This window comes from Rheinheimera texasensis DSM 17496 (assembly GCF_000711985.1).
Taxonomy (GTDB): domain Bacteria; phylum Pseudomonadota; class Gammaproteobacteria; order Enterobacterales; family Alteromonadaceae; genus Pararheinheimera; species Pararheinheimera texasensis.
Genome location: NZ_KL544006.1, coordinates 364,713 through 391,282, shown reverse-complemented (window position 1 = coordinate 391,282; position 26,570 = coordinate 364,713). Strand labels below are relative to the sequence as shown.

Below are 26,570 nucleotides of genomic sequence, written 5' to 3'. Positions count from 1 at the left end.
CAGATTGACTGATTTATTATCCCAGGACGAAATTGATGCGCTATTACATGGTGTTGATGACGTCGAAGAAGAAGAGATAGAAGACAGTTCCGGTCCGGGCGGTCGCCGCTCGGCTATGGAATACGACTTCTCTTCACAGGATCGGATTGTCCGGGGCCGGATGCCGACTTTGGAGATGGTCAACGAGCGTTTTGCCCGCCATATGCGCATCAGTTTATTCAACATGATGCGCCGCACCGCGGAGGTTTCGATCAACGGCGTGCAGATGATCAAATTCGGCGAATATGTGCACACCCTGTTTGTACCAACCAGTCTGAATATGGTGCGCTTCCGGCCGTTAAAAGGCACCGGCCTGATTACGATGGAAGCGCGGCTGGTGTTTATTCTGGTAGATAACTTCTTTGGCGGCGATGGTCGTTACCATGCCAAAATCGAAGGCCGTGAATTTACCCCGACCGAACGGCGTATCATCCAGATGCTGCTGAAACTGATTTTTGAAGACTACAAAGAAGCCTGGGCTCCGGTGATGGACGTGTCCTTTGAATATCTGGACAGCGAAGTGAACCCGGCGATGGCGAACATCGTCAGCCCGACAGAAGTGGTAGTGATCAGTTCTTTCCATATTGAGCTGGACGGTGGCGGCGGTGATTTCCATGTCGCTTTACCTTATTCGATGCTGGAGCCTATCCGCGAATTACTCGACGCCGGTGTGCAGAGTGATAAAGAAGACACCGACTTACGCTGGAGTAAGGCGCTGCGTGATGAAATTATGGATGTCAAAGTCAATCTGACCACCAAAATGATGGATGTCGATTTGACGCTGGAGCAGGTGATGAACCTCAAAGCCGGCGACATTATTCCGGTTGAAATTCCGGAAACCATTACAGTGCTGATTGAAGACTTGCCGACTTATCGCGCCAAAATGGGTAAATCCCGTGACAATGTGGCACTGAAAATTGTCGAAAAAATCAAAAGACCTGAATCGGTTAAATCTGAACTGCATGTGTTTACCAAAGGCGGTCGCCGCTTAGACAGTGACGCAGATATCAGTGAACTGGAAGCCGATTTGATCCTGAATGAACGTAGTGAGGAAAGATGGTAATGGCTGACGACAAAGACACAATGGACGAATGGGCCGCCGCCCTGGCCGAAGCCGAAGGCGGTGCCGATGGCGTCGAAGCGGCCGAACTGGACGAGTTGCATGAAGAACATGCGCCGTTATCCGGTGATGAGCGGCGCAAACTCGATACGATTCTTGATATTCCGGTCACCATTTCGATGGAAGTCGGTCGCGCTAAAATCAGCATCCGCAATCTGCTACAGCTCAATCAGGGCTCTGTCGTTGAACTGGAGCGGGTCGCCGGTGAACCGCTGGACGTGCTGGTCAACGGTACGCTGATTGCGCATGGTGAAGTGGTTGTGGTCAACGATAAGTTCGGTATCCGCCTGACGGATGTGATTAGTCAGATTGAACGTATTAAGAAGTTGCGCTGAGATGCATCACAGGTTGTTATTGTTGTGTTCGCTACCGGCAAGCGCTGTCGCACAAGTGACGGTGCAAACGGGTTCTCAGGCTGATGTAGCAACACAGCCGCTGCGCCAGAGTGCCAATTTACCGGGCCTTGGCCAGATCGTCATTTCTTTGGCGCTGGTGGTTGGTGCTATTATTGTGCTGGCGCTGCTGTATAAAAAATTACAGTTGAAAATGCCCGGCTCCAAACATTTTAAGGTGGTCGCCACTTTACCGGTTGGCCAGAAAGAACGCATCTTAGTCATTGAAATACAAGGGAAACAGCGTGTCATCGGCGTAACGCCACACAGCGTCAATTTCCTGTTTGACCTCGAAAATCCTCTTCCTGAAGAAAAGTTGGCATCAGACTTTCATACGCAGTTACAGTCGTTCCTGAAAAAGTAATCTGCAGTTATGTTTCGAATCCTTTTAACGCTGCTGGTGCTGTTAAGCCCGGCAGTGCTGGCTGACAATAGCGGCCTCTCTGCGCTGCAAATCACCACCAACCCTGATGGTAGTCAGGAATACAGTGTGACTTTACAAGTGCTGGCGATGATGACGGCGCTGAGCTTCCTGCCGGCCGCTCTCATCATGATGACCAGCTTCACCCGTATCATTATTGTGCTGGCGATTTTGCGCCAGGCGATGGGACTGATGTCGAGCCCGTCGAATCAGGTATTGATTGGTATTACGCTGTTCCTGACTTTTTTCATCATGGCGCCGACTTTTAAACAAGTGAATGACACCGCCATTCAGCCCTATTTAAAAGAAGATATCACCTCAGTGCAGGCTCTAGATGCTGCGATTATCCCGATGAAAGCCTTTATGCTGCATCAGACCCGGATCAAAGACTTAGAGACTTTCGCTGAGATCGCCGGTCATCCGAAAGTGGCCAACAACCAGGATTATCCAATTACTATCGTGATCCCGGCTTTTGTTACCTCAGAGCTGAAAACCGCCTTTCAGATTGGTTTTATGATTTTTATCCCGTTTTTAATCATCGATTTAGTCGTCGCCTCCGTGCTGATGGCGATGGGGATGATGATGTTGTCGCCGATGATTATTGCGCTGCCGTTTAAGCTGATGATGTTTGTGCTGGTAGACGGCTGGCTATTAGTGATGGGCACCCTGGCTAACAGTTATGGCATAGGAGTCTGACATGACGCCGGAAACCTTTGTCGATATCCTCAATGACGCTTTGTATCTGGTGATTTTGCTGGTCAGTATTATCATCATGCCGTCGCTGGCGGTGGGGCTGGTCGTGTCGATTTTCCAAGCGGCGACGTCAATCAACGAACAAACCTTAAGCTTTTTGCCGCGGCTGATTGTGACCTTGCTGGCGCTGATTTACGGCGGTCACTGGATGACGCAGACGCTGATGGATTACACGACCACTTTGTTTTTGTCGATCCCGAGTCTGGTGAGCTGAGATGGAATATCCGCTATCCGTGCTGATGCAGGGCATCGCGGACTTTTTACTGCCGCTGTGCCGTATTGGCGCTATGTTTGCGTTGATGACCGGCATTGGTGCTAAAACAGTACCCAACCGCATCAAAATTGGTCTGGCTGTGATGTTCACATTGGTGGTGATGCCGGTGATCCCACCGGTGAAAGATACCAACCTGATGTCGGCATTTACCGTTATCCAGGTCATGCAGCAATTGCTGATTGGCACTGCGATGGGCTTTATCTCGATGATTTTTATCAATGCCTTTGTGCAGGCGGGGCAAATTCTGGCGACTCAGACCGGCCTGGGTTTTTCCTCACTGGTCGACCCTTCCACCGGGGTGAACATACCGACCATAGGTCAGTTTTACCTGATCCTGGCGACGCTGATGTTTTGGGTGTACGACGGTCATTTGATCATGTTTCAGATGATTGTGTTTAGTTTTGAGTCCCTGCCAATTAATGGTGAATGGTGGGATGTGGACAATTACCTGACCATTGCAGAATTTGGCAGCTGGATCTTTGCCACATCACTGGCGATCACCCTGGCTCCTGTGACGGCGATGTTATTGGTCAATCTGGCTTTTGGCGTGATGACACGCGCGGCGCCGCAGCTGAATATTTTCTCGATTGGTTTTCCGGTCACGATGATCGCTGGTTTATTGATCCTGTGGCTGACGATGAATACCTTTATGTTCCATTTTAATCTGCAATGGCAGCACGGCATCGAAGTGACGTGCAAGCTCATTGGTTGCTGACGGAGGACAGAAATGGCTGCCGACAGTGATATGGAAAAAACCGAAGACCCCACGAGTAAAAAACTCAGTGATGCGGCGGAAAAGGGCAATATTGCCAGGTCGCAGGACCTGGCAACTGCCATGGTGTTAATTGGCAGTAGTCTTGGCATTTTAATGTACGGCACAGAACTCGCCGACACTACTTTGCAGGTATGCCGGCGATTGCTTAGTCTGAATCAAAAAGATGTGCAGGACCCGACCATGATGACAGCGGCTGCGCATGCCGCGGTGGTCGCAGTGGCACCAGCCTTTTTGAAGTTGTGTCTGGTGATCCTGATCGCCGGTTTTGTTGGCAATATACTGCTCGGCGGTTACAACTTCACCTGGTACGGCGCCAGTTTCAGGGCAGACAAACTAAGTCCTCTCGCCGGCATCAAACGCATGTTCAGTCTCAATTCAGTGATTGAATTATTCAAAGCAATACTAAAAGTTTCAGTCGTGGCCGGCAGTGCCTATCTGCTTTTAAAAATATTCTTTAACGACATTATGGCGTTGTCGCTGATGACCAGTCCTGAAGATATTGCAGCTGCTGTCTATTTGCTGTGCTGGATGTTTTTCGGGCTCTGCGCCAGCACACTGATTATTGCCGCGATAGATGCGCCATATCAGAAGTGGCGGCATAACGAACAAATGAAAATGACCAAACAAGAGGTTAAAGACGAATACAAAAACTCTGAGGGTAACCCGGAAATTAAAGGTCGGATCCGGGGGATGCAAATCCAGATGTCGCGTCGGCGCATGATGCAGGCAGTGCCAACGGCCGATGTGGTGGTCACTAACCCGACTCATTATGCTGTGGCGCTGAAATATGAACACGGCAAGCAACGGGCGCCTGTCGTGGTGGCCAAAGGTGTCGACGAAATGGCGATGTATATCCGTCAAATCGCTGAAGCGAACAAAGTGCCGATTATCCGCTCGCCGGCACTGGCCCGTTCGGTCTATCACACCACAGAGCTTGACCATCCAATTCCGGAGCAGCTGTTTTCGGCAGTGGCTCAGGTGCTGGCTTATGTCTATCAGCTGAAAGTATACCGGCGTGGTAAAGGCCAGAAACCGAAACCACTGGCCAAAGATTTACCGATCCCGGAAGGTTTCCGCCACTAATCCGGTATTCTGCGGGGCAACCAGGCATTGATGGAACGAATTTTGCCTTGAATGACTGAATGTCAATTTTCCGGCGGAATTTCAATGCAGCTAGCCAATGTACTGACACGATTCGATCGTTCGCAATTACAACATCTGAAAGGAACCGGTACTCCGTTGCTTATCCTGGCCGCACTGGCCATGATTGTGCTGCCGTTGCCGCCTCTGCTGCTCGACATCTTGTTCTCTTTTAACATAGCACTGGCACTGGTGGTGTTGCTGGTGACTATCTATGTGCAAAAACCGTTGGATTTTGCGATTTTTCCGTCGGTGATTCTGGTTGCTACCATTCTGCGTCTGGCCTTAAACGTTGCCAGTACCCGGGTCGTGCTGTTGGAAGGTCATACCGGGCCTGACGCGGCTGGCGCGGTGATTGAAGCCTTTGGTCATGTGGTGATCGGCGGCAACTATGCAGTAGGTATCGTTGTCTTTGCCATCCTGATTATCATCAACTTTGTTGTTGTGACCAAAGGTGCTGGCCGCATTGCGGAAGTCACCGCACGCTTCACCCTGGACGCGATGCCAGGTAAACAAATGGCGATTGATGCGGATTTAAACTCCGGGTTTATCGATCAGGATCAGGCGCGTAAACGCCGGGAAGAAGTAACAGCCGAAGCGGATTTTTATGGTTCGATGGACGGTGCGACTAAGTTTGTCAAAGGTGATGCAATCGCCGGTTTGATTATCTTGTTTGTTGGTCTGATTGGTGGGATTTTCATCGGAACATTGCAGCACGACCTGGCATTTAGTGAGGCGCTGGAAGTATATACATTGTTGACCATCGGTGATGGCCTGGTCGCGCAAATCCCGGGGTTATTGCTGTCGATTGGCACCGCGATTATCGTCACGCGGCAGAATAAAGAAGGTGACTTTGGTGAACAAATGAGCGGCCAGCTCGGTAACCTGAAGGTACTGGTTGTGTCTGCGATGTTACTGACAATCATGGGCATAGTGCCCGGTATGCCGCATCTGGCGTTTTTGAGTCTGGCTGCCATGCTCGGTGGTGTTGCTTATTTCATCTATAAACGCAGTCAGGTGCCAGCAGTTGCTGCAGGGCAGGCGAGATCTGAACTGGTGCCGGCGGCGGATTTAGCGCCGCAAAAAGAGATTGGCTGGGACGATGTGCATCCGGTGGATGTGATTGGTCTGGAAGTCGGTTATCGCCTCATTCCGCTGGTCGATAAGGCACAGGGGGGCGAGTTACTGGCGCGGATTAAAGGGGTGCGGAAAAAACTGTCGCAGGAGCTTGGATTTCTTATTCCGGCTGTGCACATTCGCGACAATCTCGATCTGGAACCAAACACTTACCGTGTGACTTTGATGGGCGTCAATACGGGGCAGTCTGAGCTTCGGCATGATAACGAGCTGGCAATCAATCCGGGCCAAGTATTTGGCAGTCTGAAAGGCATACCAACCAAAGATCCGGCCTTTGGCCTGGAAGCAGTCTGGATCCCACGCAATCAGCGGGAACATGCTCAAACACTGGGTTATACCGTGGTTGATGCGGCCACAGTGGTGGCGACCCATCTCAGTCAGATCCTGACGAATAACGCTGCCAGTTTGCTGGGTCATGAAGAAGTACAGAATCTGTTGGATATGCTGGCAAAAACTTCGCCGAAGCTGGCCGAAGCGTTAGTGCCTGATACCTTACCGCTACGCTCTGTGGTCAAAGTGTTGCAGAATCTTCTGCATGAAGGCGTGCCTATCCGCGACATGCGTACTATTGCCCAGACGCTGGTGGATACCGGCGCACGCAGTCAGGATATTGATGTGCTGACGGCATCTTGTCGTATCGCTCTGCGCCGGTTGATCGTGCAGGAAGTTGCTGCCGGCGCTGCAGAAATTCCGGTGATGACTTTTGCTCCTGAGCTGGAACAGATGTTACATCAGTCTATGCAGGCAGCGGGTAGTGACGGAGCCGGCATTGAACCGGGTCTGGCTGAGCGCATTCAGCAGTCGCTGCGCGACGCGTCACAACAACAGGAATTGGCGGGTGAACCGGCAGTGCTGCTGACGTCCGGCATTTTACGAAGTGTGATGGCACGATTCGTGAAATACACCATTCCAGGATTGCGGGTATTGTCATATCAGGAAATTCCGGATGACAAACAGGTTCGCATCGTCAGTGTGGTTGGCCAGGCGGGTTAGGAGTTTAAACGATGAAAATTAAGCGCTTTGTAGCAAAAGATATGCGCACTGCTTTGGCAGAAGTAAAAGAGTTTTTAGGCCCTGATGCCATTATTTTATCGAATAAAAAAGTAGCCGGAGGTATTGAGCTGGTCGCTGCTGTCGACCCGGAGGCTGCGCCAGCTAAGGCTCCGGCTGCCGAACCTCAGGCTAAAACAACGGCAAGCGCCGCAGGCAGTACTCTGAACATCCGCGTGGACGACGATGAACCTGAGCAGGACGCGCCAGCAGATTCATTACGCGCGCTGCTGGCCAGGCAAATGATTAAACAGCAAAAAGCTCACGTTGAGCCCATTGGCGGCAGCGACAGAAAATTGACTGTAAAAACCTTGGCCGAACCGATTCAGTCGCCGTTGTTGCAAAAAACAAAAGCAGTGGCACCAGAGCGTCAAAATCCCGCCATATCATCATCGATGATGGCTGACCTGAATAAACTGCAACAGCAAAATATGCAATTGATGCAGCAGCAGTTCGAGACTATGCGCCAGGAAATGAATTCCATGAAGCAGTTATTGCAGCACCAGGTTTCCGGCCTGATGTGGCAAGACCTGGCGCGGCGCGAACCAGTGCGGGCGCTGGTGATTGAAAAGCTGCAGCAGCTGGGTTTAAGCGAAGCCATGGCCGATCAGCTGGCCTGCTTTATGCCCGAAGATATTGCCGATGGGGAAGCCTGGGACTGTGCCCTTGAATTGCTGGCGGGCCAACTGACGACAACCAACGACGATTTAATGCGCCGCGGCGGCGTTGTTGCGCTGGTTGGGCCGACCGGCGTCGGCAAAACCACTACTGTAGCGAAACTCGCGGCACAGTTTGCCCGTTTACACGGAGCGGATCAGGTCGCATTAATCACCACCGACACTTTCAGAATTGGCGCTTTTGAACAATTAGCCACTTTTGGCCGGATCATCGGCTGCCCGGTGAAACAAGCCAAAGATCATGAAGAATTAGCCATTCTGTTAACCCAGTTACAGCAGCGTAAACTAATCTTGATTGACACTGCAGGTATGAGCCAGCGCGATGTACGACTTGCTGAAAAACTGTCCGCTCTGATGCATAATTCGCGTGTCAAAATAAGAAGTTATCTGGTATTGTCTGCGACCTCGCAAGCCCGCGTGATGCAGGAAACTGTGGAACACTTCAAACGAATTTCGCTGTCGGGTTGTATTTTCACAAAACTTGATGAATGCTTAAGCTTGGGTGAGATTATCAATATCGCAATTCAAAATGCTTTACCAGTCAGTTATTTGACCAATGGCCAACGAGTGCCTGAAGATATTGAAGCAGCGCAGGCGAAAGCCATGATCGACCAGGCTGAGCAGTTACGTCTGGCACATGCCAGTGCAGGACATCAGTGGTATCAGGATGTAGCAGCCCGGGCGGATGGAACCTATGCATAATCATGAATTAATGTATGATCAAGCCAGCGGCCTGAGAAGAATGAAACAGCAGATGGTAAAAGTAATCGCAGTGACAGGTGGTAAAGGTGGTGTTGGTAAAACCAACGTCACTCTGAACCTTGCCATGGCGATGGCCCAAATGGGCAAAAAGGTGCTGGTACTGGACGCAGATTTGGGACTTGCCAATTGCGACGTAATGCTGGGCCTTCGAGTTGAAAAGAATTTATTTCACGTCCTGTCCGGCGAGGCTGAATTGGATGATATCCTGATCGAAGGTCCGTTCGGTATTAAAATTGTGCCGGCAACCTCGGGTACTCAGTCGATGACGGAGTTAAGTCCGGCTGAACATGCAGGACTTATCAGAGCGTTCAGTGAGTTACGCACCGCTTTTGATGTGTTACTGGTCGATACAGCTGCTGGTATTTCAGACATGGTCCTGAGCTTTTCCCGTGCCTCGCAGGACGTGTTAGTGGTTGTTTGCGATGAGCCCTCATCGATCACTGATGCTTATGCACTGATGAAAATTTTAAGTCGCGAGCATTCGGTGCAGCGTTTTAAAATTGTCGCCAATATGGTGCGGAGCCTGAAAGAAGGGCAAGAATTGTTTGCCAAACTGAGCCGGGTAACGGATCGCTTTCTTGATGTTACGCTTGAGCTGGTGGCTACTATTCCATTTGACGAGAACGTGCGTAAAGCAGCGCGCAAACAAAAAGCATTTATCGACGCTTTCCCCAAATCTCCGGCATCACTGGCTGTGAAAACCCTCGCGACCCGCGCTGTACAGTGGCCGGTGCCACCCAGTGCTTCCGGGCATCTGGAATTTTTCCTCGAACAACTGGTACAGCCGCAGTCCGAAAGGCGGGGGATGATGTGAATAGTCGTTTAGCTGCATATGGCGGAAATAATCAGCTGCAGTTGCTGGTTGAAAAGCATGCTCCTCTGGTTAAACGTATTGCATATCACTTGCTGGCCCGATTGCCGGCCAGTGTGCAGGTTGATGATTTAATTCAGTCAGGCATGATTGGTCTGATTGAGGCTGCTAAAAATTTTGACAGCACAAAAGGTGCCAGCTTTGAGACTTTCGCCGGTATTCGCATCCGGGGGTCTATGCTTGATGAGATCCGCCGCGGTGACTGGACTCCGCGTTCTGTGCACCGTAATTCACGTTTGATTGCTGAAACAATAGCCGAACTGGAAGCAACATTAGGCCGTGACGTAAAAGATGTTGAAGTTGCTGAAAAACTTGATATAACTTTAGATGAGTATCATCACATGCTCAGCGACGCCAGCAATGGCCGCATTATCGGCATGGAAGATTTAGGCATCAGTGAAGACGCGTTGGTCACAGCAAACGATAAGCAAGATGATCAACTGTTCGAAGAGCAGGCCAACGATTCGTTCCAGCAGGCATTGGTAAAAAATATCAGTAGCTTACCGGAGCGTGAGGCAATAGTATTGTCGCTCTATTATAATGACGAACTCAATTTAAAAGAGATTGGCGAAGTGCTCAGCGTCAGCGAATCTCGGGTCAGTCAGATTCATAGTCAGGCGTTATTGCGATTAAGGTCGCGGATGCAAGACTGGTTGTAATTTTTGTGGATAACCACTGGGGTATCTCGTCGGAGGGGATTTTGGATAAAAATATGAAAATTCTCGTGGTAGACGACTTTTCTACTATGAGACGCATCATTAAAAACCTGTTACGTGACTTGGGCTTTACCAATGTACAGGAAGCAGATGATGGCAGCACGGCTCTGCCAATGCTGCAAAATGGTGATTTTGATTTTGTCGTCACCGACTGGAATATGCCTGGTATGCAAGGGATCGATTTGTTACGTGCGATCCGTGCTGATGCGAAGTTAAAACATATCCCGGTTCTGATGGTCACCGCTGAAGCTAAAAAAGAACAAATTATCGCGGCTGCTCAGGCTGGTGTGAATGGTTATATCGTAAAACCTTTTACTGCTGCAACGTTACAAGAGAAGTTATCAAAAGTCTTCGAGCGCTTAGGTTAATCCGTATCTGACACAGGAGTGGCGCTATGTCTGCATATACGGCACCTATTATCACCCTTGAACAGGCGCGCGAGCTTGTGCAGTTGTTGGAGATGGGCGAGCAGGATGCTGCTAATGAGCTGGTTCAGGGACTTGCAGTCCCCGGCTCTTCTGAACTCTTTGCCGAAGTTGGAAAACTGACGCGTCAACTGCACGATTCATTAAAAAGTTTCCAGGTCGATCCTTCCATCAGCAATTTATTGGAAGAAGATATTCCTGATGCCAAGCGCAGGCTTTCCCATGTCATAGATATGACTGAGCAGGCAGCCAACCAGACCATGGACGCAGTCGAGTCCTGTTTGCCTATCGCCGATAAGCTGGGCGTCAGCTTAAACGCAATCCTCCCGGAATGGCAGAAATTGATGACCAGGAATATGAAACTTGGTGAATTCAAAGCCTTATGCCATAGTTTGAACAGCTTTTTACACGAATCATCGACCAACGTTGCCGCGTTGCAAGGGTCTATGACCGAAGTTTTGATGGCGCAGGGATTTCAGGATTTAACCGGGCAAATCTTGCGCCGGGTTATTGAGCTGGTGCGCGAAGTGGAAGACAGCCTGATCGGCTTATTAACAGCATTTGGACATGTCACTGTCGCTGCAGAAGCTAAACCTGCAGCAGTGCGCAAACCGAAAGCGGGCCATGAGGCCGAAGGGCCAATTATCGATGCCGCCAGCCGGAATGATGTGGTGCAGGGGCAGGATGATGTTGACGATTTATTATCGAGTTTAGGGTTCTGAGAGAGGTAAAGTGGCATGGGCTTTGATTTAGATGAGGATATTTTACAGGATTTCCTAGTCGAAGCCGGCGAGATCCTTGAAGCATTAGCTGAACAGTTGGTCGAACTAGAAAACAACCCCGACGATTCTGCTTTGCTGAACGCGATTTTTCGTGGATTTCATACGGTAAAAGGTGGTGCTGGTTTTTTATCGCTGACAGAGCTGGTTGACGCCTGTCACGGTGCAGAAAACGTGTTTGATATTCTGCGTACCGGCAAGCGCCGGGTGACTTCCGAACTTATGGATGTCATCCTGCAAGCGCTTGATGCGATCAACGAAATGTTTGCTAACGTCCAGGCCCATCAGCCGCTGGAGCCTGCCGCGCCGGAACTGTTACATGCCCTGCATCGGCTGAGCGAACCTGAAGCGGAAGGCGAAACTGCTGAAGAGCAGCATGTCGCTGCTGCAGAACCTGAGATGAGCCTCGAATCCTTCGACGCGGCGGTTTCTTATGAAACTGAAGCGGAGCCGGTTGCAGAAACCGGTTCACTGGATGATATCAACGAGGACGAATTTGAACGTCTGCTCGACGAGCTGCATGGCTCAGGTGCGCCTGGCCGCGATAGTACGCCGGTAGCTGCTGCGCCGGCTACGGTTAGCTCTGACAGCACAGACATCACTGATGATGAGTTTGAAGCTATCCTCGACCAGTTGCACGGCAAAGGCTCTTTTATTCCGGGTCAGATTGATGCAACACCTGCTGTACCTGCCACGCCGGCTAAATCAGTGGCTGCCTCGCCAGCCGCACCTGCTGGTGGTGATGATATTAGTGACGATGAGTTTGAGTCACTGTTAGATGAGCTGCATGGCAAAGGCAAAGCTCCGGCAGGTCCGGCTGCGCCAACGCCACCACCAGCGGCAAAACCGCCGGTCGCTGCTAAGCCTGAGCCAGCAAAACCTACTCCGGTTCCAGCACCGGCCCCGGTAGCCAAAGCGCCTGCCGCGAAGCCTGAAGAACCAAAAGCACCTCCTGCTGCCCGGGAAAAAGACAGTGGAGATGGCGAAAGTAAAGGCGCAGCTCAGGCTGATACCACGGTTCGGGTCGATACCAAACGGCTTGATCAAATCATGAATATGGTTGGAGAGTTGGTACTGGTTCGAAACCGCCTGGTCAGTCTGTCCAGTGGCGCCCAGAATGAAGAAATGAGCAAAGCCATTTCCAATCTGGATGTGGTAACTGCTGATTTGCAAGGCGCGGTGATGAAAACCCGCATGCAGCCAATCAAAAAAGTATTTGGCCGGTTCCCACGGGTGGTTCGTGATTTAGCCCGCTCGCTGCAAAAAGAGATCAATCTTGAGCTGGAAGGTGAAGAAACTGACCTGGATAAAAACCTGGTTGAGGCTTTAGCCGACCCTCTGGTGCACTTAGTGCGCAACTCCGTCGATCATGGCATCGAGATGCCGGATGTCCGGGTGAAATCCGGCAAACCGCGTACCGGTCTGGTAAAGCTTGCTGCACAGCAGGCCGGCGACCATATTCTGTTGACCATTCAGGATGATGGTGCAGGTATGGATCCGGAGAAGCTGAAGTCTATTGCGATCAAACGTGGTGTGCTCGATCCGGATGCAGCAACCAGAATGTCGGACACTGAAGCCTTTAATCTGATTTTCGCGCCTGGTTTTTCTACCAAAGAGCAAATCTCGGACATTTCCGGTCGCGGCGTCGGCATGGACGTGGTGAAAACCAAGATCAATCAGCTCAATGGTACCGTCCACATTCATTCGAAGTTAGGTCAGGGGACCTTGCTCGAGATCAAAGTTCCACTGACGCTGGCGATCTTGCCAACCCTGATGGTCGTCGTCGGTAAACAGCCGTTTGCATTGCCGTTGGCAACAGTTAACGAAATTTTCCATCTGGACCTGTCTAAGACCAATATCGTCGACGGCCAGTTGACTATTGTCGTGCGGAACAAAGCTATCCCACTGTTTTATTTACAACACTGGCTGGTCAAAGGCGCCGACAAAAAGCTGCGGCGGGAGCAGGGCCATGTAGTCATTGTTCAGATCGGTACGCAGCAGGTCGGTTTTGTGGTCGATTCGTTGATTGGCCAGGAAGAAGTTGTGATCAAGCCACTTGATGCGCTGTTACAAGGGACTCCGGGGATGGCTGGCGCAACAATTACATCCGATGGCAGTATTGCGCTGATTCTGGATGTACCCAACTTGCTGAAGCATTACGCCAAAAAATCGAAAATTAAATTCGACCGCTTCAATAACTTAGTGTCATAGGAGCAAACTCTATGGCAATCAGAGTATTAGTGGTGGACGATTCCAGCTTTTTCCGTCGCCGGCTGACAGAAATTATTGCTGCAGATCCGGAGATGATTGTCGCTGGAACGGCAAATAATGGTAGAGAAGCGATAGAAAAGGCTGCTGAGCTGAAGCCAGATGTGATCACCATGGATGTTGAGATGCCGGTGATGGACGGCATTCAGGCGGTCAGAGAAATTCTCAAGGTGCAGCGCACGCCAATCCTGATGTTCTCTTCTTTAACGCACAATGGTGCGAAAGCAACGCTGGATGCACTTGAAGCGGGTGCAACTGACTTTCTGCCGAAAAAGTTTGAAGACATCGCGCGGGACAAAGCCGACGCTATAGATCTGTTGCGTCAGCGCATCAAAGCAGTGGCTAAACGCCGTGTTGCGCCAAAAATGCCGTCAGCTTCTGTGTCCGCACCCGCACCCGCACCCGCATCCGCACCGCGAACGGTGCCAGCGCCGATTGCGCGTACTCCGGCGAGCAGAGCCGAATTACTGAGTACCGTCGAGCGCCTAGATACTGCTGAAAACCATGACCGACCCTTTAAAGTGTCAGGTAAGTCTTACCGCTTGGTGGCAATTGGAACTTCTACCGGCGGCCCGGTAGCCTTGCAGACGATTATTACTGCGCTGCCAGCTAATTTCCCGTTACCTGTGTTATTGGTACAGCATATGCCTGCTGCTTTTACCGGGGCTTTTGCAGCACGCTTAAATACCTTAGCGAAGATTGAAGTAAAAGAAGCTGCCGATGGCGATGTATTGCGTCCGGGAGTCGCTTATCTGGCCCCCGGTGGCAAACAAATGTTGTTGGAAGGCTCTGACGCACATTGCAAAATCCGAATTAAAGAAGATGATTCGCCGCGTATCACTTTCAAACCCAGTGTCGATATCACCTTTGGCAGTGCGGCCAAGGTATTTCAGGATAAAGTGTTGGCAATCGTTTTGACTGGTATGGGCTCCGATGGGCGTGATGGCGCCCGGCTGCTAAAACAATTTGGCTCGAAAATCTGGGCTCAGGACGAAGCCAGCAGTGTTGTTTACGGCATGCCGCAGGCAGTTACGGCCGCAGGCCTGACTGATGTGGAAGTCAGTTTGGTGGATGTAGCCAGCAAAATGCAGGCGGAAGTCGGACATGGATAGACTTGCTTTACTGGGTTTGACACTGGGTTTATTTGCGATTGCCAGCGGATTTACGTTACATGGCGGTCACTTGGACACCCTGTTTGATTTGCCGGCTTTAGTGATTGTCGTCGGTGGAACCTTAGGCGCAGTACTGTTTCAGACACCGCTGCCGCAATTCACCGTTGGTGTAAAAATGCTTGCCTGGGTGTTCAAAGCGCAATATGTGCCATTAAATGCGACTGTTGAGCGACTCATTAATTGGGGCACCGCGGCCAGAACTAACGGTTTTTTGTCGCTTGAAGCTGAGGCTTTACAGGAGACGGACCCTTTTCTGCATAATGCGCTGAATTTATTAGTCGACGGGATTGAACCTGCCATTATTCAGGATGCGCTTGACGCGGAACTGACTCTGGAACGTGAACGTCTATTGCGCAGTGCACGTATCTACGAAGCCATGGGCGGGTACAGCCCAACCATCGGTATCATCGGTGCAGTGTTGGGGCTTATTCAGGCCATGCAAAATATCAATAATCCGGAGTTACTTGGCAATGGTATTGCGACTGCCTTTGTCGCAACTATTTATGGCGTTGGTTTTGCCAACCTGATTTTTATTCCGGTTGCGAACAAATTAAAAGCGGTGGTTGTGCAGCGCTGTTTGTATCAGGAATTAATAGTCGAAGGTGTCGTCTCTATCGCAAATGGTGAAAATCCGCGGGTGATCGAGCGCAAACTCGCCGCTTATCGGGTGAGCTGAGATGTATCGCCATCGGGTGCGGCATCAGGAAAACGAGCAGGAGCCACTGGACCGTTGGCTGGTGTCTTATGCCGATTATGTCACGCTGATGTTTGCGCTGTTTGTGGTGTTGTATTCCATCGCTATCCACAAAGAAGAACAATATAAAACCATTTCAGAAACACTGTCGCAGGTCTTTGAGAAACCTGCGGCGGACCAAACCGGTGTGACCGGTGATGCAGTGCTTACCGACAATAAGCCGCGCAGCGATTACCAGCAATTTGGGACTTCGCTTGAGGTACCAAGTGGTCCGGAGATTGTGGCAGACGCAAAGGAACAGCCTGTGCTGGAGAAGCCGCAGTTTGGTAACCCGCTGGTGTCATTACAAGAGCAGCTGACGCAGTCGCTGGCTAATTTAATTGAAAAAGGCGTGGCTAAAGTTGAGTCTGATGAAGACTGGCTGACCATTCAGCTTAATAGTGGTTTGCTATTTCCCAGCGGCAGTGGCTCACCTATTGCTTCCGCCGACATAGTGCTGAAAGAAATTGTTACGCTGCTGAACCAGACCAATAATGTGATCAGGGTCAGAGGCTACACTGACAATGAAACGATCCACAACGAAATTTTTGATTCGAACTGGGAATTGTCGATGGCCAGAGCAATGGCCGTGTTACGTCGTTTGCAGGCATTAGGTGTCAATCCGGAGCGAATGGCTGCAGAGGGTTATGGCCAATACTCACCTTTTGCGGATAACAGTACTGCAGCTGGCCGTACTGAGAACCGCAAGGTAGTCATTGCGGTTTCTAAGTTGTCGGCGCAGGTACCGCAATCAGCGGCTGAGTTGCCGGCTAAAAACGCAGCGGCCAAACCGAGTGACACAGCGGCTTCATCTGAACAAACGCCGGCTTTAGCCTCGGAAGATGTGGAAGTGTCGGCGGACGGCACTATTAAAGTGATTCGATTGCCACACGGTGGTATTAAAATTACATCGGCTGCTGATAACGCAGCACCGGTGCAGCAGAAGCGGGATAATTGAATTGGTAGTCTGGACTATTGCGAATCAGAAAGGCGGCGTTGGAAAAACCACATCGACGGTGACGCTGGGTGCCTTGTTAGCCGGCCGTGGCTTTCGTGTGTTATTGATCGATACTGATCCGCATGCGTCATTAACTTATTATTTTGGTATCGACGCGGAAGAACTGGAAAACAGTGTTTACGACATTTTTATTCGCGGCAAAGACATTACCAAAGAAGAGATCCTGCAATCATTATGCCCCAGTGGGGTCGATAATCTGGATATTTTGCCGTCGTCAATGGCTTTGGCTACGCTGGACCGCTCTTTGGGTGACAAAGGCGGCATGGGCCTTATTCTAAAAAAAGCGCTGGCGAAGGTTGCCGATGAGTATGACTATGTACTGATCGATTGCCCACCCGTCATCGGGGTGTTGATGGTTAATGCGATGGCGGCTTGTAACAGGATTTTGATACCGGTGCAGACAGAGTTTTTGGCACTCAAAGGCCTGGACCGGATGCTGGCCACTATGCAATTGATGCAGTCGCCGTCCCAGCCCGCATATGATTTCACCATAGTGCCGACGATGTACGACAAGCGGACAAAAGCGTCACTGGAAGCATACAAAGAACTCAAAGCAAAATATGGTGATTTGGTCTGGTCAGCGGTTATTCCGATTGACACCAAAATGCGCGATGCCAGTCTGGCGCAGACGCCGCCGCCGGTTTTTGCACCAAAGTCTCGGGGTGTGTTTGCTTACAATACCTTGCTGACATATTTACTCCAGTTAAATCAGGAGTCTGCGCATGAGTGATCTGTTCGCCAGCCGCAAGGTGATGCGCAGTTATCTGAATGCCTTACTGACCGAGGAGCAGGAGCCGGCGCCGGTTACGGTGCAGAAGCAACAGCTGAACAAGCTGCTTGCTGATGTAAAACCTGCCGCCGAAGTTCAGGTGCCGAAGGTCGTCGCTAAGCCTGTAGCTGAGGCGCAGCCTAAAATTGTGGCCCCTGTTAAGCCACAAACTACAGCGGTAGCAGCAAAAGTCACGCCGGTACAAGCAGAACCTGTAGTACAAAAAGTTGTCACGCCACCGCCACCTGCAGCTCCGGTTGTGGAAAAGAGCTATCGGCAGGGCAAGTTTCAGGCACTGTTTTTCGAGGTCGCAGGTTTAAAAGTAGCGCTGCCATTAAAAGAACTTGGTGGCATCCATCAAATGGGGACTTTAAACACCTTGCCGGGTAAGCCAGACTGGTACAAAGGTGTCATGCTATATCGTGACCAAAAGATAAACGTGGTCAATACTGCCATGTGGGTGATGCCAGAAAAATATGACCAATCACTGGCAGAAAAGCTAAACTATCAATATGTTATTATGCTTGGTAAGAGCTCATGGGGCCTTGCCTGCGAGACACTGGTCAATACAGTTTCCCTTGAACAAGATGATGTGAAATGGCGGTCCTCCGAAGGCAAACGGCCTTGGCTCGCCGGATTAATTAAGCAGCATATGTGTGCGTTGTTAGATGTTGACGCCCTGATTGCCCTGTTGGCAAAAGGTGCAGCGAGTTCTGACTGAACGCTGAGAATGAATCAGGTAGAGGAGCGTTAAATGAGTAATTTACTGGCCCAGTCCGGCAAAGGCAAAGAGACCACCGATCAGGTTCTGCAATGGGTGACTTTTAAGCTGCAGGAAGAGACTTACGGCATCAACGTGATGCAGGTGCAGGAAGTGCTGCGGTATACCGACATTGCGCCGGTGCCGGGTGCTCCGATCTATGTATTAGGTATTATCAATCTGCGTGGTAACGTTGTGACCGTTATCGATACCAGAGCCCGTTTTGGTTTACCTCCATCCGATGTTACCGAAAATAGCCGTATTGTCATTATCGAAGCAGATAAACAGGTCATTGGGATCCTCGTCGACAGCGTTGCTGAAGTTGTGTACCTGCGTGCGTCAGAAATTGATACGGCGCCGAATGTTGGCACTGATGAAAGTGCCAAGTTTATTCAGGGTGTGTCAAACCGTGATGGCGAACTGCTGATTCTGGTCGATTTGAACAAACTGCTCACTGATGAAGAGTGGGAAGAAATTACCAGTATCTGATGATTATCCTGTGACATTGTCTTTCGAATTGCTCGTTTTGCTTACCGTGCCGGCAGCCTGTGTGCTGCTGGTCGTTTTTGTGCTTTGGCAACACAAAAGCCAACGTGAAGAGCGGATAGCACAAAGCCTGCAACATCAGCTTGCTCTGGAACAGCTCCGGTTGCTCAATGCTGAAATTGAAGAGATCCGGGCCGGATTTATAGGTATCGGCCAACGGGTGATTGCATTGGAGCAGCAGCAGCGTTCGTTGAGCAATCAGCTGTCTGAAGTAGCCGAGAATCAGGCTCAGCTTGCTGAGCAACAGCAAAAAATTGACATGTTTGATCCGGATTCAAAGCTGTACAACCGAGCGATGAAAATGGTACAGCTAGGTGCGCCGCTGGAAGAGGTTATGCGCGAGTGTGAGTTGCCACGCGCTGAAGCTGAACTGCTGTATAACCTGCATAAAACTTAACTTGACAGCCTTTTTGTGCGGTGTTGCTCATTTGTATCTATTTATTAACTAAAGTTTGCTGTTTTTTCCACTCATCCATAAAGTCCCCGGCAAGCGCCCCTATGCGCAGCGCCTCAGTTTTGTTAAGCTAAATGCCATTTTTGGTATGATCGCAATGGAATCCGCTGATGATTAAAGTCCTGAGTGTCTTTGGTACCCGCCCTGAAGCCATAAAAATGGCACCACTGGTCAATTTGTTAAAACAAGATCCGGCTATAGACAGCCGCGTTTGTGTCACAGGCCAGCACCGGGAAATGCTTGATCAAGTCCTGAAACTGTTTAACATCGTGCCAGAGTATGATTTAGCGATCATGAAAGCGGGTCAGGACTTATATGACGTTGCGACCAGCATTCTGCTCAATATCAAGCCTGTTCTGCGTGACTTCCAGCCAGATATCGTGTTGGTGCACGGCGATACCAGCACGACTTTTGCTGCCGCATTAGCCTGTTACTACGAAAAAACAGCCGTTGGCCACGTTGAAGCTGGTCTTCGGACCGGCAATATCTACAGCCCATGGCCAGAAGAAGCAAACCGGCGTCTGACTGGAGCTATCACCACGCTGCATTTTGCCCCGACGGCGACCTCCCGTGACAATCTGTTGCGCGAAAACACGAATCCGGCAAACATCGAAGTTACCGGTAACACGGTCATTGATGCGCTGCATCAGGTCGTCGCAAAAATAGACGCAGACCAGACGTTGAGTCAGCAGTTCGCCAGCCAGTTCCCTTATGGTCAGGACGGTCGCCGGTTGATTTTGGTGACGGGCCATCGCCGCGAAAGCTTTGGCGCCGGTTTTGAAAATATCTGTGCCGCTTTAGGGACGATTGCAGAGCAGTTCCCCGATTGTGATGTGGTGTACCCGGTCCATCTGAATCCAAATGTGCGTGAGCCCGTGTACCGTTTGCTGAGCAACAGCCCGAATGTGCATTTGATTGCGCCGCAGGACTATCTGCCATTTGTCTATCTGATGAGCCGAAGCTATCTCGTGTTGACCGATTCAGGTGGAATTCAGGAGGAAGCCCCATCCTTGGGCAAACCTGTGCTGGTGATGCGCGATACCACAGAGCGTCCTGAAGCTGTCGCGGCAGGCACAGTCAAACTGGTGGGAACCGACCAGCAAGTCATAGTGTCAGAGGTGCACAAACTGATGACTGATCAACATTATTACGACAGCATGAGCTTTGCGCATAACCCTTATGGTGACGGCTTAGCCTGCGGTCGTATTGTTGAATGTATCAAAGCGCATTTTCAAAACGCCGGAACTCATGGCCAAACGAAGTAAAGGAATACCCATGTTGAATTTGTCGGAAGTAAAAATTGGTGTGATTGGTCTCGGCTACGTTGGACTGCCACTTGCTGTAGAGTTTGGTAAAAAATTCCCGACTGTTGGTTTTGATATTTCAGCAGCACGTATTGAGGAATTAAAGCAGTTTAAGGATCACACACTTGAGGTCGATTCTGAAGAATTACGTTCTGCCCGGTTGCTGACATATAGCTGTGACAAATCAGAACTAAAAGCCTGTAATTTTTTTATTGTTACCGTGCCGACCCCAATTGATGAGCACCATCGTCCGGATCTCATTCCGTTGATCAAAGCCTCAGAGACACTCGGTGCGGTCGTCAAACCGGGTGACATTGTTGTTTATGAATCCACCGTCTATCCGGGAGCGACAGAAGAAGATTGTATCCCCGTCATTGAGCGTATATCCGGCTTGAAATTCAATCAGGACTTTTTTGCCGGCTATAGTCCGGAGCGGATTAACCCGGGAGATAAACAACATCGTCTGGTCAATATCCGCAAAGTCACCTCTGGCTCAACGGCAGAGATCGCAGATTTTGTTGACCGGGTCTATGGCAGCATCATTACTGCCGGCACTTACAAAGCCAGCAGTATTAAAGTTGCTGAAGCCGCAAAGGTCATTGAAAACACGCAACGTGATTTAAATATTGCTCTTATCAATGAATTAGCAGTTATTTTTAATCGCCTTGATATTGATACTGAAGAAGTTTTGTTAGCCGCAGGCACAAAATGGAATTTCCTGCCGTTCCGTCCGGGCTTGGTTGGCGGTCATTGTATTGGTGTTGATCCTTATTATCTGACTCATAAGGCACAAGCTGTTGGCTATCACCCGGAAGTGATTCTGGCTGGTCGCCGGATTAACGATAACATGGGCCGTTACGTGGTTTCACAGCTGATTAAACAAATGATCAAACAACAAGTCGCAGTATCAGGTGCTCGTGTCCTGGTGCTGGGCCTGACCTTTAAAGAAAACTGTCCTGATATTCGAAATACCAAAGTTATTGATATTATTAATGAATTATCAGAGTACGGTATTGTGCCCGACATTTATGATCCATGGGTTGATGCGGAAGAAGCCCAGCATGAATATGGCATCACCCCGGTGAAACAAGCGAGTGCTGGTGGCTACGATGCAGTCATTCTGGCAGTCGCGCATCAGCAATTTAAAGCCTTAGGCGCTGCAGGTATCCGTGCTTTTGGTAAAGAAAATCATGTGCTGTACGACCTGAAGTATGTGTTGTCAGCACAGGAATCTGATATTCGGCTTTGAGAAAGAGATATGACAAATAAATACCGGCAGGTATGCGATACCCTCAAAGCAAATCCAAAAGTGTGGCTGGTAACCGGAGTCGCAGGATTTATTGGCTCTAATTTGCTGGAGCAGCTTTTGAAACTTGACCAGCAAGTGGTTGGTCTGGACAACTTTGCGACCGGGCACCAACGTAATCTGGACGAAGTACAGACCAGTGTGGCTGCTGAGCAGTGGCAGCGTTTCCGCTTTATCAGAGGCGATATCCGCGAATTTAGCGATTGCCAGCAAGCGGTGCATGGCGTCGATTACGTGTTGCACCAGGCTGCCCTGGGTTCAGTTCCCCGTTCCATCCATGATCCTATTACGACTAATGCCGCGAATATCACCGGATTTCTGAATATGCTGGTTGCAGCGAAGGATGCCGGCGTCAACAGTTTTACTTATGCAGCCAGCAGTTCAACTTACGGTGACCATCCGGCGTTGCCAAAGGTTGAGGAAAATATTGGCAATCCATTATCGCCTTACGCCGTGACTAAGTATGTTAACGAGTTGTATGCAGGGGTGTTTGCCAAAACTTATGGCTTTAAATGCATAGGCTTACGTTACTTCAATGTGTTCGGTAAACGGCAGGACCCGGATGGCGCTTATGCAGCGGTCATTCCAAAGTGGACAGCCGCTCTGCTGAAAGGCGAAACGGTTTTCGTCAACGGCGATGGCGAAACCAGTCGGGATTTCTGTTACATCAATAATACAGTGCAGATGAATATTCTGGCTGCCACTGCGCCGGATGATGCAAAAGACCAGGTTTATAATGTGGCTGTCGGTGACCGCACCACACTGAATACCTTGTTTGCCGCGATTCGGCAGGCGTTATTGGCTGAGGGCGCCGCAGTATCACAGCAACAACCTGAATACCGCGATTTCCGCGCTGGCGATGTCCGTCATTCGCAGGCTGACATCGGGAAAGCAAAAAAACTACTGGGGTATGACCCGCAATACCGGATAGAGCAGGGCATAGCCGAAGCGATGGGGTGGTATGTAAAATTCTGTAACTGAAATGTGCAGATCTTCATAATCGCCGCCAGTTTTACTCGTAGTGTTATTGAACTGAAGGTAGAATGCAGCCCCTGAAATGCAGACGCATATTATTTACATTCAGAATGCCGGCATCTTTGCTTAATTTTTAACAATCACGGAGCCAGAGAGTGATTAAAATAATCAGGTTATTCATGCTGTTATTAGCAGTGTGTTTTCCTATCTCCGCAATGTCACAAACCGCAGCTATGTCGCCGGCGATGATGGCGCAATTCAAAAAATTACCAAAAGCTGAACAACAGCGCCTGATGAAGCAATATGGTCTGAAAGCCTCAGATTTAAAAAAGCAATCTGCCAAAGATAAGTCAATGACTGACTCGGACGCCGAAGAATACTTAGACGACGAGTCAGAACAGCAAGAAACACAGGTTGAAGATACCGGCGAAAAAAAGGCTGAACGTTTCGGCCTCAACCTGTTTAAACGCAAGCAAAATTTGTCGCTGGAAAACGTACCGGTGCCGGATTCTTACATTGTTGGGCCCGGCGACCAGTTATTACTGCAGGTTTTTGGCAAAGAAAGTCTGACCGAAGAATTGACTGTTGAGCGTAATGGCGCTGTGTCTATTCCGGATATTGGTGCCTTTCCGGTCTCAGGCCTTACATTTGCACAGACGCGACAGCTTCTGAGCGACAAAATTAAATCGCAAATGTTGGGTGTCGAAGTCGCGCTCAGCATGGCTGAACTTCGGACAATCACCGTCTTTGTCGCTGGTGAGGTGAACAATCCAGGGAGTTATGCTGTACCTGCCATGGCAACAGTCAGCAGCGTGCTGACATTAAGTAAAGGCATATCCGATATCGGTTCCTTACGACAAATTCAAATTAATCGCGATGGTGAAATCATTGGCCATTTTGATGTTTATGACCTGCTTTTGCATGGCGATGCCTCAGGCGATATTCCGGTGCAACAAGGCGATGTCATCTTAGTAAAACCGGTTGCAGGTTTGGTTGAAGTTGTTGGGGAAGTGGTTCGGCCGGCGATCTACGAGATTAAACCAGGTGAAACTGTGGCACAACTGCTGGAAATGGCTGGAGGTGCGAAACCCGGTGCTTTCACACAGAATGCCATTGTTGAGCGGGTTAATAAGCAAAATGTCCGCGATTTGCTTAATCTGGATTTAACGACCGCTGAAGGTTTGCAGGTACAGGCTAGAGCTGGTGACGTCCTTCGTTTAGGCGCTACATCCCCTCGGTTTGAGAATGAAGTTGTAGTGGCAGGTGCCGTTGTGCGCCCGGGCAAATACGCCTGGAAGCAAGGCATGCGGGTGAACAGTCTGTTGCAGTCATTCTGGTCTGATTTACATACAACCGCAGATCTCGATTATGCATTGCTGGTGCGTGAGGTCAGCTATGGCGGTGAAATCCGTGTGTTCCAGTTTGATTTGGCGGAAGCGATCAACAACCCGCTGTCCACCGACAATATGCAGCTGCAGCCGCGCGATCAGATTTTAGTCTTCCATCATGAAGATAAAGCGTATGAGCGGCAGGATTTAAATGAGTTTTTCCGTAAAAAGGCTGAAAAGGCAGGGTGGTTTGATGAGGAATCTATTCTGAAGTTTCAAAAAGCCAGAGAAGAAAATGGCAGTGCTGATGTCAAACAACAAGACGGCCTTGTCCTGCAAATAGAATCATTAGCGGATCAGGCATTTGAACTGATTTTAGAACAGAAAAAGGCGACCCAGTTATTCTCGGAAACCAGACAGTGGGCTAACGAAGAGAAATGGTTAATGGCAGAGTTTCAGAGCTTTTTGGATAAAGCTTTAACGGATCCTGAAACCCTGGCAAAGACAGTTCATTTGCGTCGATCGGAGCTGTTGTTTGGTGTATTGGAAAAACTGAGAAGCGGTAAAAATGCTTTAAACGGGCAACGTATTGTTTACGTCTCCGGCGAAGTAAAAGTATCAGGTGATTATCCCCTTGTTGAAAATGGCTCCGTAAAAGGCTTAATCGCTGCGGCCGGTGGCCTTAAAGGCAGTGCTTTTATGGACCGGGCCGAGCTGACGCGCGCTTACATTGAGGCTGACTCCGGCGATATGCAGGTCAAACATATCAGTTTCAGCTTGCGCAACGTTATTGCTGGTAAAGCAAACCAAGCCCTGCAAGCGCGGGACAAACTCAACATTTTTGCTATCCCAAACTGGAACATCGAACGCCAGGTTCGCTTGACTGGTATGGTGCGCTTCCCTGGTGTTTACACTATTGTTCCGGGCGAAAAACTATCAAATGTGCTGAATCGCGCCGGTGGCCTGAAACCTGATGCCTTTGCCGAAGGTGCAGTGTTCACGCGGTTACAAACCCGCCAGCGCGAATCTGAGCAGATCCAAAAGCTGAGTCAACAGTTACGTGCTGACATCGCTGCGCGTAGCCTGACACCGGACGGTGCCGGTGTTGCGCCCCAGGAAGCTATGGCCATGATTGCAGAAATCGAAAAGGTGAAGCCGGTTGGGCGCTTGGTTGTTGATATCAACGCAATTCAGCAGGCTGACGAAGGTGCAGATATCGTTGCTGAACACGGTGATGAGCTGTTTGTACCGCCGATGAATACAGCAATCAGTGTGGTTGGCGAAGTACAACACGCATCTAGCCACAGATACAGAAAAGAGCTGCTGATCGATGATTATCTGGCTCTGGCCGGTGGTGTGCGCAAACGGGCAGATGCCGACAGGGTTTATATTATCCGCGCTGACGGTTCAGTGTACGTGCCGCAAAGCTCTCAGTGGTTTGCGGTGTCAGAGCAAGGTTTAAAACCTGGTGATACCGTCGTGGTGCCACTGGATACTGAGTTTAAAGATAGTATGACTCTATGGACTCAGGTCACTCAAATCTTCTATCAAAGCGCCGTTGCACTGGCTGCTATTAATAGTTTCTAAAGCTTTGAGCAACTTGGAGAGCCATATTATGGAAGACGCACAAAATAACGTGCAGATAACTTCGCGTGGTGAGATTAATTTTGCGTGGATTGCCTCGACGCTGTTAGCTGCTAAAAACACTATTTTGATCACAACTTTTGTATTTGCCGCCGTGGCTGTTGGGTATAGCCTTTTGCTACCGGATATCTATAAATCTCAAGCGATATTAGTTGCTGCAGATGAAACCGCCGGTATCGGTATGACCGGCCAGTTAGGTAGTCTTGCCGCTATGGCTGGGGTGAATTTAGGCAAAGGTAAAGGTGAGGATAAATCTGAGCTCGCTGTGAATATTCTGAAATCGAAGGACTTTATTATTCGATTTCTAGAAAGGCATAACGCTGCGATAGATCTGATGGCCGCAGAATCCTGGGATCCGATAAGCCGTACTCTGAGGTATGACAACACGGTTTATGACCACAGTATTTCAAAGTGGACGCGGAAAGTTGACGCTCCTCTTACTCCTGAGCCGTCTGGTCAGACACTTCACAAAGAATTTATCAAAATATTCGCGGTTAGTAAGGACAAACTTACCGGAATTATCACTATTTCTATTTCGCATCCTTCGCCGATTGTTGCACGCCGTTGGCTTGATTCGATGATTACCGATATCAATGAAGAGGTCAGGGTACGAGATCAAAAGCAAGCAGAAAAAAGTATCAATTACTTAACTGTAAAGGCTTCTGAAACGAATCTTACTGAGTTACGGTCAATTTTTTATAAAATGATCGAGGAGCAAACAAAGACGTTATTACTCGCTAATGTTCGTGACGAGTACGCGTTAAAAGTTATTGATCCGCCGCTGGAAGCAGAGGAAAAGTCTGAACCGAAACGGGCTCTAATCGTTATTTTGTTTACAGTGATTGGCTTTCTTCTCAGTGTTGTTGTGGTTTTATTGCGGGCATCTGCTGTGCGTCGCTGATTCAGATAATTAAGGTGCAGATGCGAAATCGTCGTCACCTTCAAGCTCTGATTTCAAATTG

General features: G+C 49.7%; 26 protein-coding genes. All 26 read left to right on the top strand.

The window, feature by feature from the left end:
* The first annotated feature begins 4 nt into the window (after positions 1-4).
* The 26 genes from fliM (at position 5) to Q399_RS0118790 (ending at position 26,509) form a co-directional block, all read left to right on the top strand.
* On the top strand, positions 5-1,102 hold the full coding sequence (fliM, locus tag Q399_RS0118915) for a flagellar motor switch protein FliM (protein ID WP_031571321.1): 1,098 nt from the start codon (positions 5-7) through the stop codon (positions 1,100-1,102).
* On the top strand, positions 1,102-1,494 hold the full coding sequence (gene fliN, locus Q399_RS0118910; protein WP_031571319.1) for a flagellar motor switch protein FliN: 393 nt from the start codon (positions 1,102-1,104) through the stop codon (positions 1,492-1,494). Before fliM ends, fliN begins: the two co-directional genes overlap by 1 nt.
* A gap of 1 nt (position 1,495) precedes the next feature.
* Positions 1,496-1,915 carry a flagellar biosynthetic protein FliO gene (fliO, locus tag Q399_RS0118905; RefSeq protein WP_031571317.1) on the top strand — a complete coding sequence of 140 codons (420 nt, stop codon included), beginning with the start codon at positions 1,496-1,498 and terminating at the stop codon, positions 1,913-1,915.
* Between the two features lie 9 nt (positions 1,916-1,924).
* Positions 1,925-2,668, top strand: coding sequence for a flagellar type III secretion system pore protein FliP (fliP, locus tag Q399_RS0118900; protein WP_031571314.1), 744 nt, complete (start codon positions 1,925-1,927; stop codon positions 2,666-2,668).
* Between the two features lies 1 nt (position 2,669).
* Positions 2,670-2,939 (top strand): flagellar biosynthesis protein FliQ, encoded by a 270-nt coding sequence (gene fliQ / locus Q399_RS0118895; protein WP_031571311.1) that lies wholly within the window; start codon positions 2,670-2,672, stop codon positions 2,937-2,939.
* 1 nt (position 2,940) lies between these two features.
* Positions 2,941-3,714, top strand: a complete 774-nt coding sequence (fliR, locus tag Q399_RS0118890) for a flagellar biosynthetic protein FliR (protein WP_031571308.1) — start codon at positions 2,941-2,943, stop codon at positions 3,712-3,714.
* 12 nt (positions 3,715-3,726) lie between these two features.
* Positions 3,727-4,857 carry a flagellar biosynthesis protein FlhB gene (gene flhB, locus Q399_RS0118885; protein ID WP_031571306.1) on the top strand — a complete coding sequence of 377 codons (1,131 nt, stop codon included), beginning with the start codon at positions 3,727-3,729 and terminating at the stop codon, positions 4,855-4,857.
* A gap of 84 nt (positions 4,858-4,941) precedes the next feature.
* A complete protein-coding gene (flhA, locus tag Q399_RS0118880; RefSeq protein ID WP_031571304.1) occupies positions 4,942-7,044 on the top strand; it encodes a flagellar biosynthesis protein FlhA in 2,103 nt (700 codons plus the stop codon).
* Positions 7,045-7,055: 11 nt separating this feature from the next.
* Positions 7,056-8,480, top strand: coding sequence for a flagellar biosynthesis GTPase FlhF (flhF, locus tag Q399_RS0118875; protein WP_031571302.1), 1,425 nt, complete (start codon positions 7,056-7,058; stop codon positions 8,478-8,480).
* The gene (locus Q399_RS0118870) at positions 8,473-9,354 is read left to right on the top strand and encodes a MinD/ParA family protein (RefSeq protein WP_031571300.1); all 882 of its coding nucleotides are present in this window, start codon (positions 8,473-8,475) and stop codon (positions 9,352-9,354) included. The genes flhF and Q399_RS0118870 overlap by 8 nt, the downstream gene beginning before the upstream one ends.
* Positions 9,351-10,070: an RNA polymerase sigma factor FliA gene (locus tag Q399_RS0118865; protein WP_031571298.1), complete on the top strand. Its 720-nt coding sequence runs from the start codon at positions 9,351-9,353 to the stop codon at positions 10,068-10,070. Before Q399_RS0118870 ends, Q399_RS0118865 begins: the two co-directional genes overlap by 4 nt.
* Positions 10,071-10,123: 53 nt before the next feature.
* Positions 10,124-10,495, top strand: coding sequence for a chemotaxis response regulator CheY (gene cheY, locus Q399_RS0118860; RefSeq protein ID WP_031571296.1), 372 nt, complete (start codon positions 10,124-10,126; stop codon positions 10,493-10,495).
* Between the two features lie 26 nt (positions 10,496-10,521).
* Complete coding sequence (locus Q399_RS0118855) at positions 10,522-11,274, top strand: protein phosphatase CheZ (RefSeq protein WP_031571295.1); 753 nt, start codon at positions 10,522-10,524, stop codon at positions 11,272-11,274.
* A gap of 15 nt (positions 11,275-11,289) precedes the next feature.
* A complete protein-coding gene (locus tag Q399_RS0118850; protein WP_031571293.1) occupies positions 11,290-13,542 on the top strand; it encodes a chemotaxis protein CheA in 2,253 nt (750 codons plus the stop codon).
* 11 nt (positions 13,543-13,553) lie between these two features.
* Entirely contained in the window at positions 13,554-14,711 is a 1,158-nt protein-coding gene (locus tag Q399_RS0118845; RefSeq protein WP_031571291.1) for a protein-glutamate methylesterase/protein-glutamine glutaminase, read from the top strand.
* A complete protein-coding gene (locus tag Q399_RS0118840; protein WP_031571289.1) occupies positions 14,704-15,447 on the top strand; it encodes a flagellar motor protein in 744 nt (247 codons plus the stop codon). The genes Q399_RS0118845 and Q399_RS0118840 overlap by 8 nt, the downstream gene beginning before the upstream one ends.
* 1 nt (position 15,448) lies before the next feature.
* The gene (locus Q399_RS0118835; protein ID WP_031571288.1) at positions 15,449-16,462 is read left to right on the top strand and encodes an OmpA family protein; all 1,014 of its coding nucleotides are present in this window, start codon (positions 15,449-15,451) and stop codon (positions 16,460-16,462) included.
* Between the two features lies 1 nt (position 16,463).
* Positions 16,464-17,252, top strand: coding sequence for a ParA family protein (locus Q399_RS0118830; protein WP_031571286.1), 789 nt, complete (start codon positions 16,464-16,466; stop codon positions 17,250-17,252).
* A 22-nt stretch (positions 17,253-17,274) separates the two neighbouring features.
* A complete protein-coding gene (locus Q399_RS0118825; protein WP_245612934.1) occupies positions 17,275-18,012 on the top strand; it encodes a chemotaxis protein CheW in 738 nt (245 codons plus the stop codon).
* Between the two features lie 33 nt (positions 18,013-18,045).
* Entirely contained in the window at positions 18,046-18,540 is a 495-nt protein-coding gene (locus Q399_RS0118820) for a chemotaxis protein CheW (protein ID WP_031571282.1), read from the top strand.
* Positions 18,541-18,550: 10 nt separating this feature from the next.
* Positions 18,551-18,994 (top strand): DUF2802 domain-containing protein, encoded by a 444-nt coding sequence (locus Q399_RS0118815; RefSeq protein ID WP_245612933.1) that lies wholly within the window; start codon positions 18,551-18,553, stop codon positions 18,992-18,994.
* A 167-nt stretch (positions 18,995-19,161) separates the two neighbouring features.
* Positions 19,162-20,316 carry a non-hydrolyzing UDP-N-acetylglucosamine 2-epimerase gene (gene wecB / locus Q399_RS0118810; protein ID WP_031571278.1) on the top strand — a complete coding sequence of 385 codons (1,155 nt, stop codon included), beginning with the start codon at positions 19,162-19,164 and terminating at the stop codon, positions 20,314-20,316.
* 10 nt (positions 20,317-20,326) lie between these two features.
* Entirely contained in the window at positions 20,327-21,604 is a 1,278-nt protein-coding gene (gene tviB, locus Q399_RS0118805) for a Vi polysaccharide biosynthesis UDP-N-acetylglucosamine C-6 dehydrogenase TviB (protein ID WP_031571276.1), read from the top strand.
* 9 nt (positions 21,605-21,613) lie between these two features.
* Positions 21,614-22,642 (top strand): NAD-dependent epimerase/dehydratase family protein, encoded by a 1,029-nt coding sequence (locus Q399_RS0118800; protein ID WP_031571275.1) that lies wholly within the window; start codon positions 21,614-21,616, stop codon positions 22,640-22,642.
* 173 nt (positions 22,643-22,815) lie between these two features.
* Positions 22,816-25,551, top strand: a complete 2,736-nt coding sequence (locus Q399_RS0118795) for an SLBB domain-containing protein (RefSeq protein WP_051686175.1) — start codon at positions 22,816-22,818, stop codon at positions 25,549-25,551.
* Positions 25,552-25,579: 28 nt separating this feature from the next.
* Entirely contained in the window at positions 25,580-26,509 is a 930-nt protein-coding gene (locus Q399_RS0118790; RefSeq protein ID WP_031571273.1) for a Wzz/FepE/Etk N-terminal domain-containing protein, read from the top strand.
* The last annotated feature ends 61 nt before the right edge of the window (positions 26,510-26,570 follow it).

What these genes read in the sequence shown, in the direction of transcription:
- flhA (WP_031571304.1), top strand. Translation starts at nt 4,942, where the DNA reads ATGCAGCTAGCCAATGTACTGACACGATTCGATCGTTCGCAATTACAA.
- Q399_RS0118850 (WP_031571293.1), top strand. Translation starts at nt 11,290, where the DNA reads ATGGGCTTTGATTTAGATGAGGATATTTTACAGGATTTCCTAGTCGAA.
- Q399_RS0118790 (WP_031571273.1), top strand. Translation starts at nt 25,580, where the DNA reads ATGGAAGACGCACAAAATAACGTGCAGATAACTTCGCGTGGTGAGATT.
- wecB (WP_031571278.1), top strand. Translation starts at nt 19,162, where the DNA reads ATGATTAAAGTCCTGAGTGTCTTTGGTACCCGCCCTGAAGCCATAAAA.
- fliP (WP_031571314.1), top strand. Translation starts at nt 1,925, where the DNA reads ATGTTTCGAATCCTTTTAACGCTGCTGGTGCTGTTAAGCCCGGCAGTG.
- Q399_RS0118800 (WP_031571275.1), top strand. Translation starts at nt 21,614, where the DNA reads ATGACAAATAAATACCGGCAGGTATGCGATACCCTCAAAGCAAATCCA.
- flhB (WP_031571306.1), top strand. Translation starts at nt 3,727, where the DNA reads ATGGCTGCCGACAGTGATATGGAAAAAACCGAAGACCCCACGAGTAAA.
- Q399_RS0118870 (WP_031571300.1), top strand. Translation starts at nt 8,473, where the DNA reads ATGCATAATCATGAATTAATGTATGATCAAGCCAGCGGCCTGAGAAGA.
- Q399_RS0118795 (WP_051686175.1), top strand. Translation starts at nt 22,816, where the DNA reads ATGCTGTTATTAGCAGTGTGTTTTCCTATCTCCGCAATGTCACAAACC.
- cheY (WP_031571296.1), top strand. Translation starts at nt 10,124, where the DNA reads ATGAAAATTCTCGTGGTAGACGACTTTTCTACTATGAGACGCATCATT.
- flhF (WP_031571302.1), top strand. Translation starts at nt 7,056, where the DNA reads ATGAAAATTAAGCGCTTTGTAGCAAAAGATATGCGCACTGCTTTGGCA.
- fliQ (WP_031571311.1), top strand. Translation starts at nt 2,670, where the DNA reads ATGACGCCGGAAACCTTTGTCGATATCCTCAATGACGCTTTGTATCTG.
- fliO (WP_031571317.1), top strand. Translation starts at nt 1,496, where the DNA reads ATGCATCACAGGTTGTTATTGTTGTGTTCGCTACCGGCAAGCGCTGTC.
- fliN (WP_031571319.1), top strand. Translation starts at nt 1,102, where the DNA reads ATGGCTGACGACAAAGACACAATGGACGAATGGGCCGCCGCCCTGGCC.
- Q399_RS0118845 (WP_031571291.1), top strand. Translation starts at nt 13,554, where the DNA reads ATGGCAATCAGAGTATTAGTGGTGGACGATTCCAGCTTTTTCCGTCGC.
- fliR (WP_031571308.1), top strand. Translation starts at nt 2,941, where the DNA reads ATGGAATATCCGCTATCCGTGCTGATGCAGGGCATCGCGGACTTTTTA.
- tviB (WP_031571276.1), top strand. Translation starts at nt 20,327, where the DNA reads ATGTTGAATTTGTCGGAAGTAAAAATTGGTGTGATTGGTCTCGGCTAC.
- Q399_RS0118820 (WP_031571282.1), top strand. Translation starts at nt 18,046, where the DNA reads ATGAGTAATTTACTGGCCCAGTCCGGCAAAGGCAAAGAGACCACCGAT.
- Q399_RS0118840 (WP_031571289.1), top strand. Translation starts at nt 14,704, where the DNA reads ATGGATAGACTTGCTTTACTGGGTTTGACACTGGGTTTATTTGCGATT.
- Q399_RS0118825 (WP_245612934.1), top strand. Translation starts at nt 17,275, where the DNA reads ATGCGCAGTTATCTGAATGCCTTACTGACCGAGGAGCAGGAGCCGGCG.
- Q399_RS0118835 (WP_031571288.1), top strand. Translation starts at nt 15,449, where the DNA reads ATGTATCGCCATCGGGTGCGGCATCAGGAAAACGAGCAGGAGCCACTG.
- Q399_RS0118855 (WP_031571295.1), top strand. Translation starts at nt 10,522, where the DNA reads ATGTCTGCATATACGGCACCTATTATCACCCTTGAACAGGCGCGCGAG.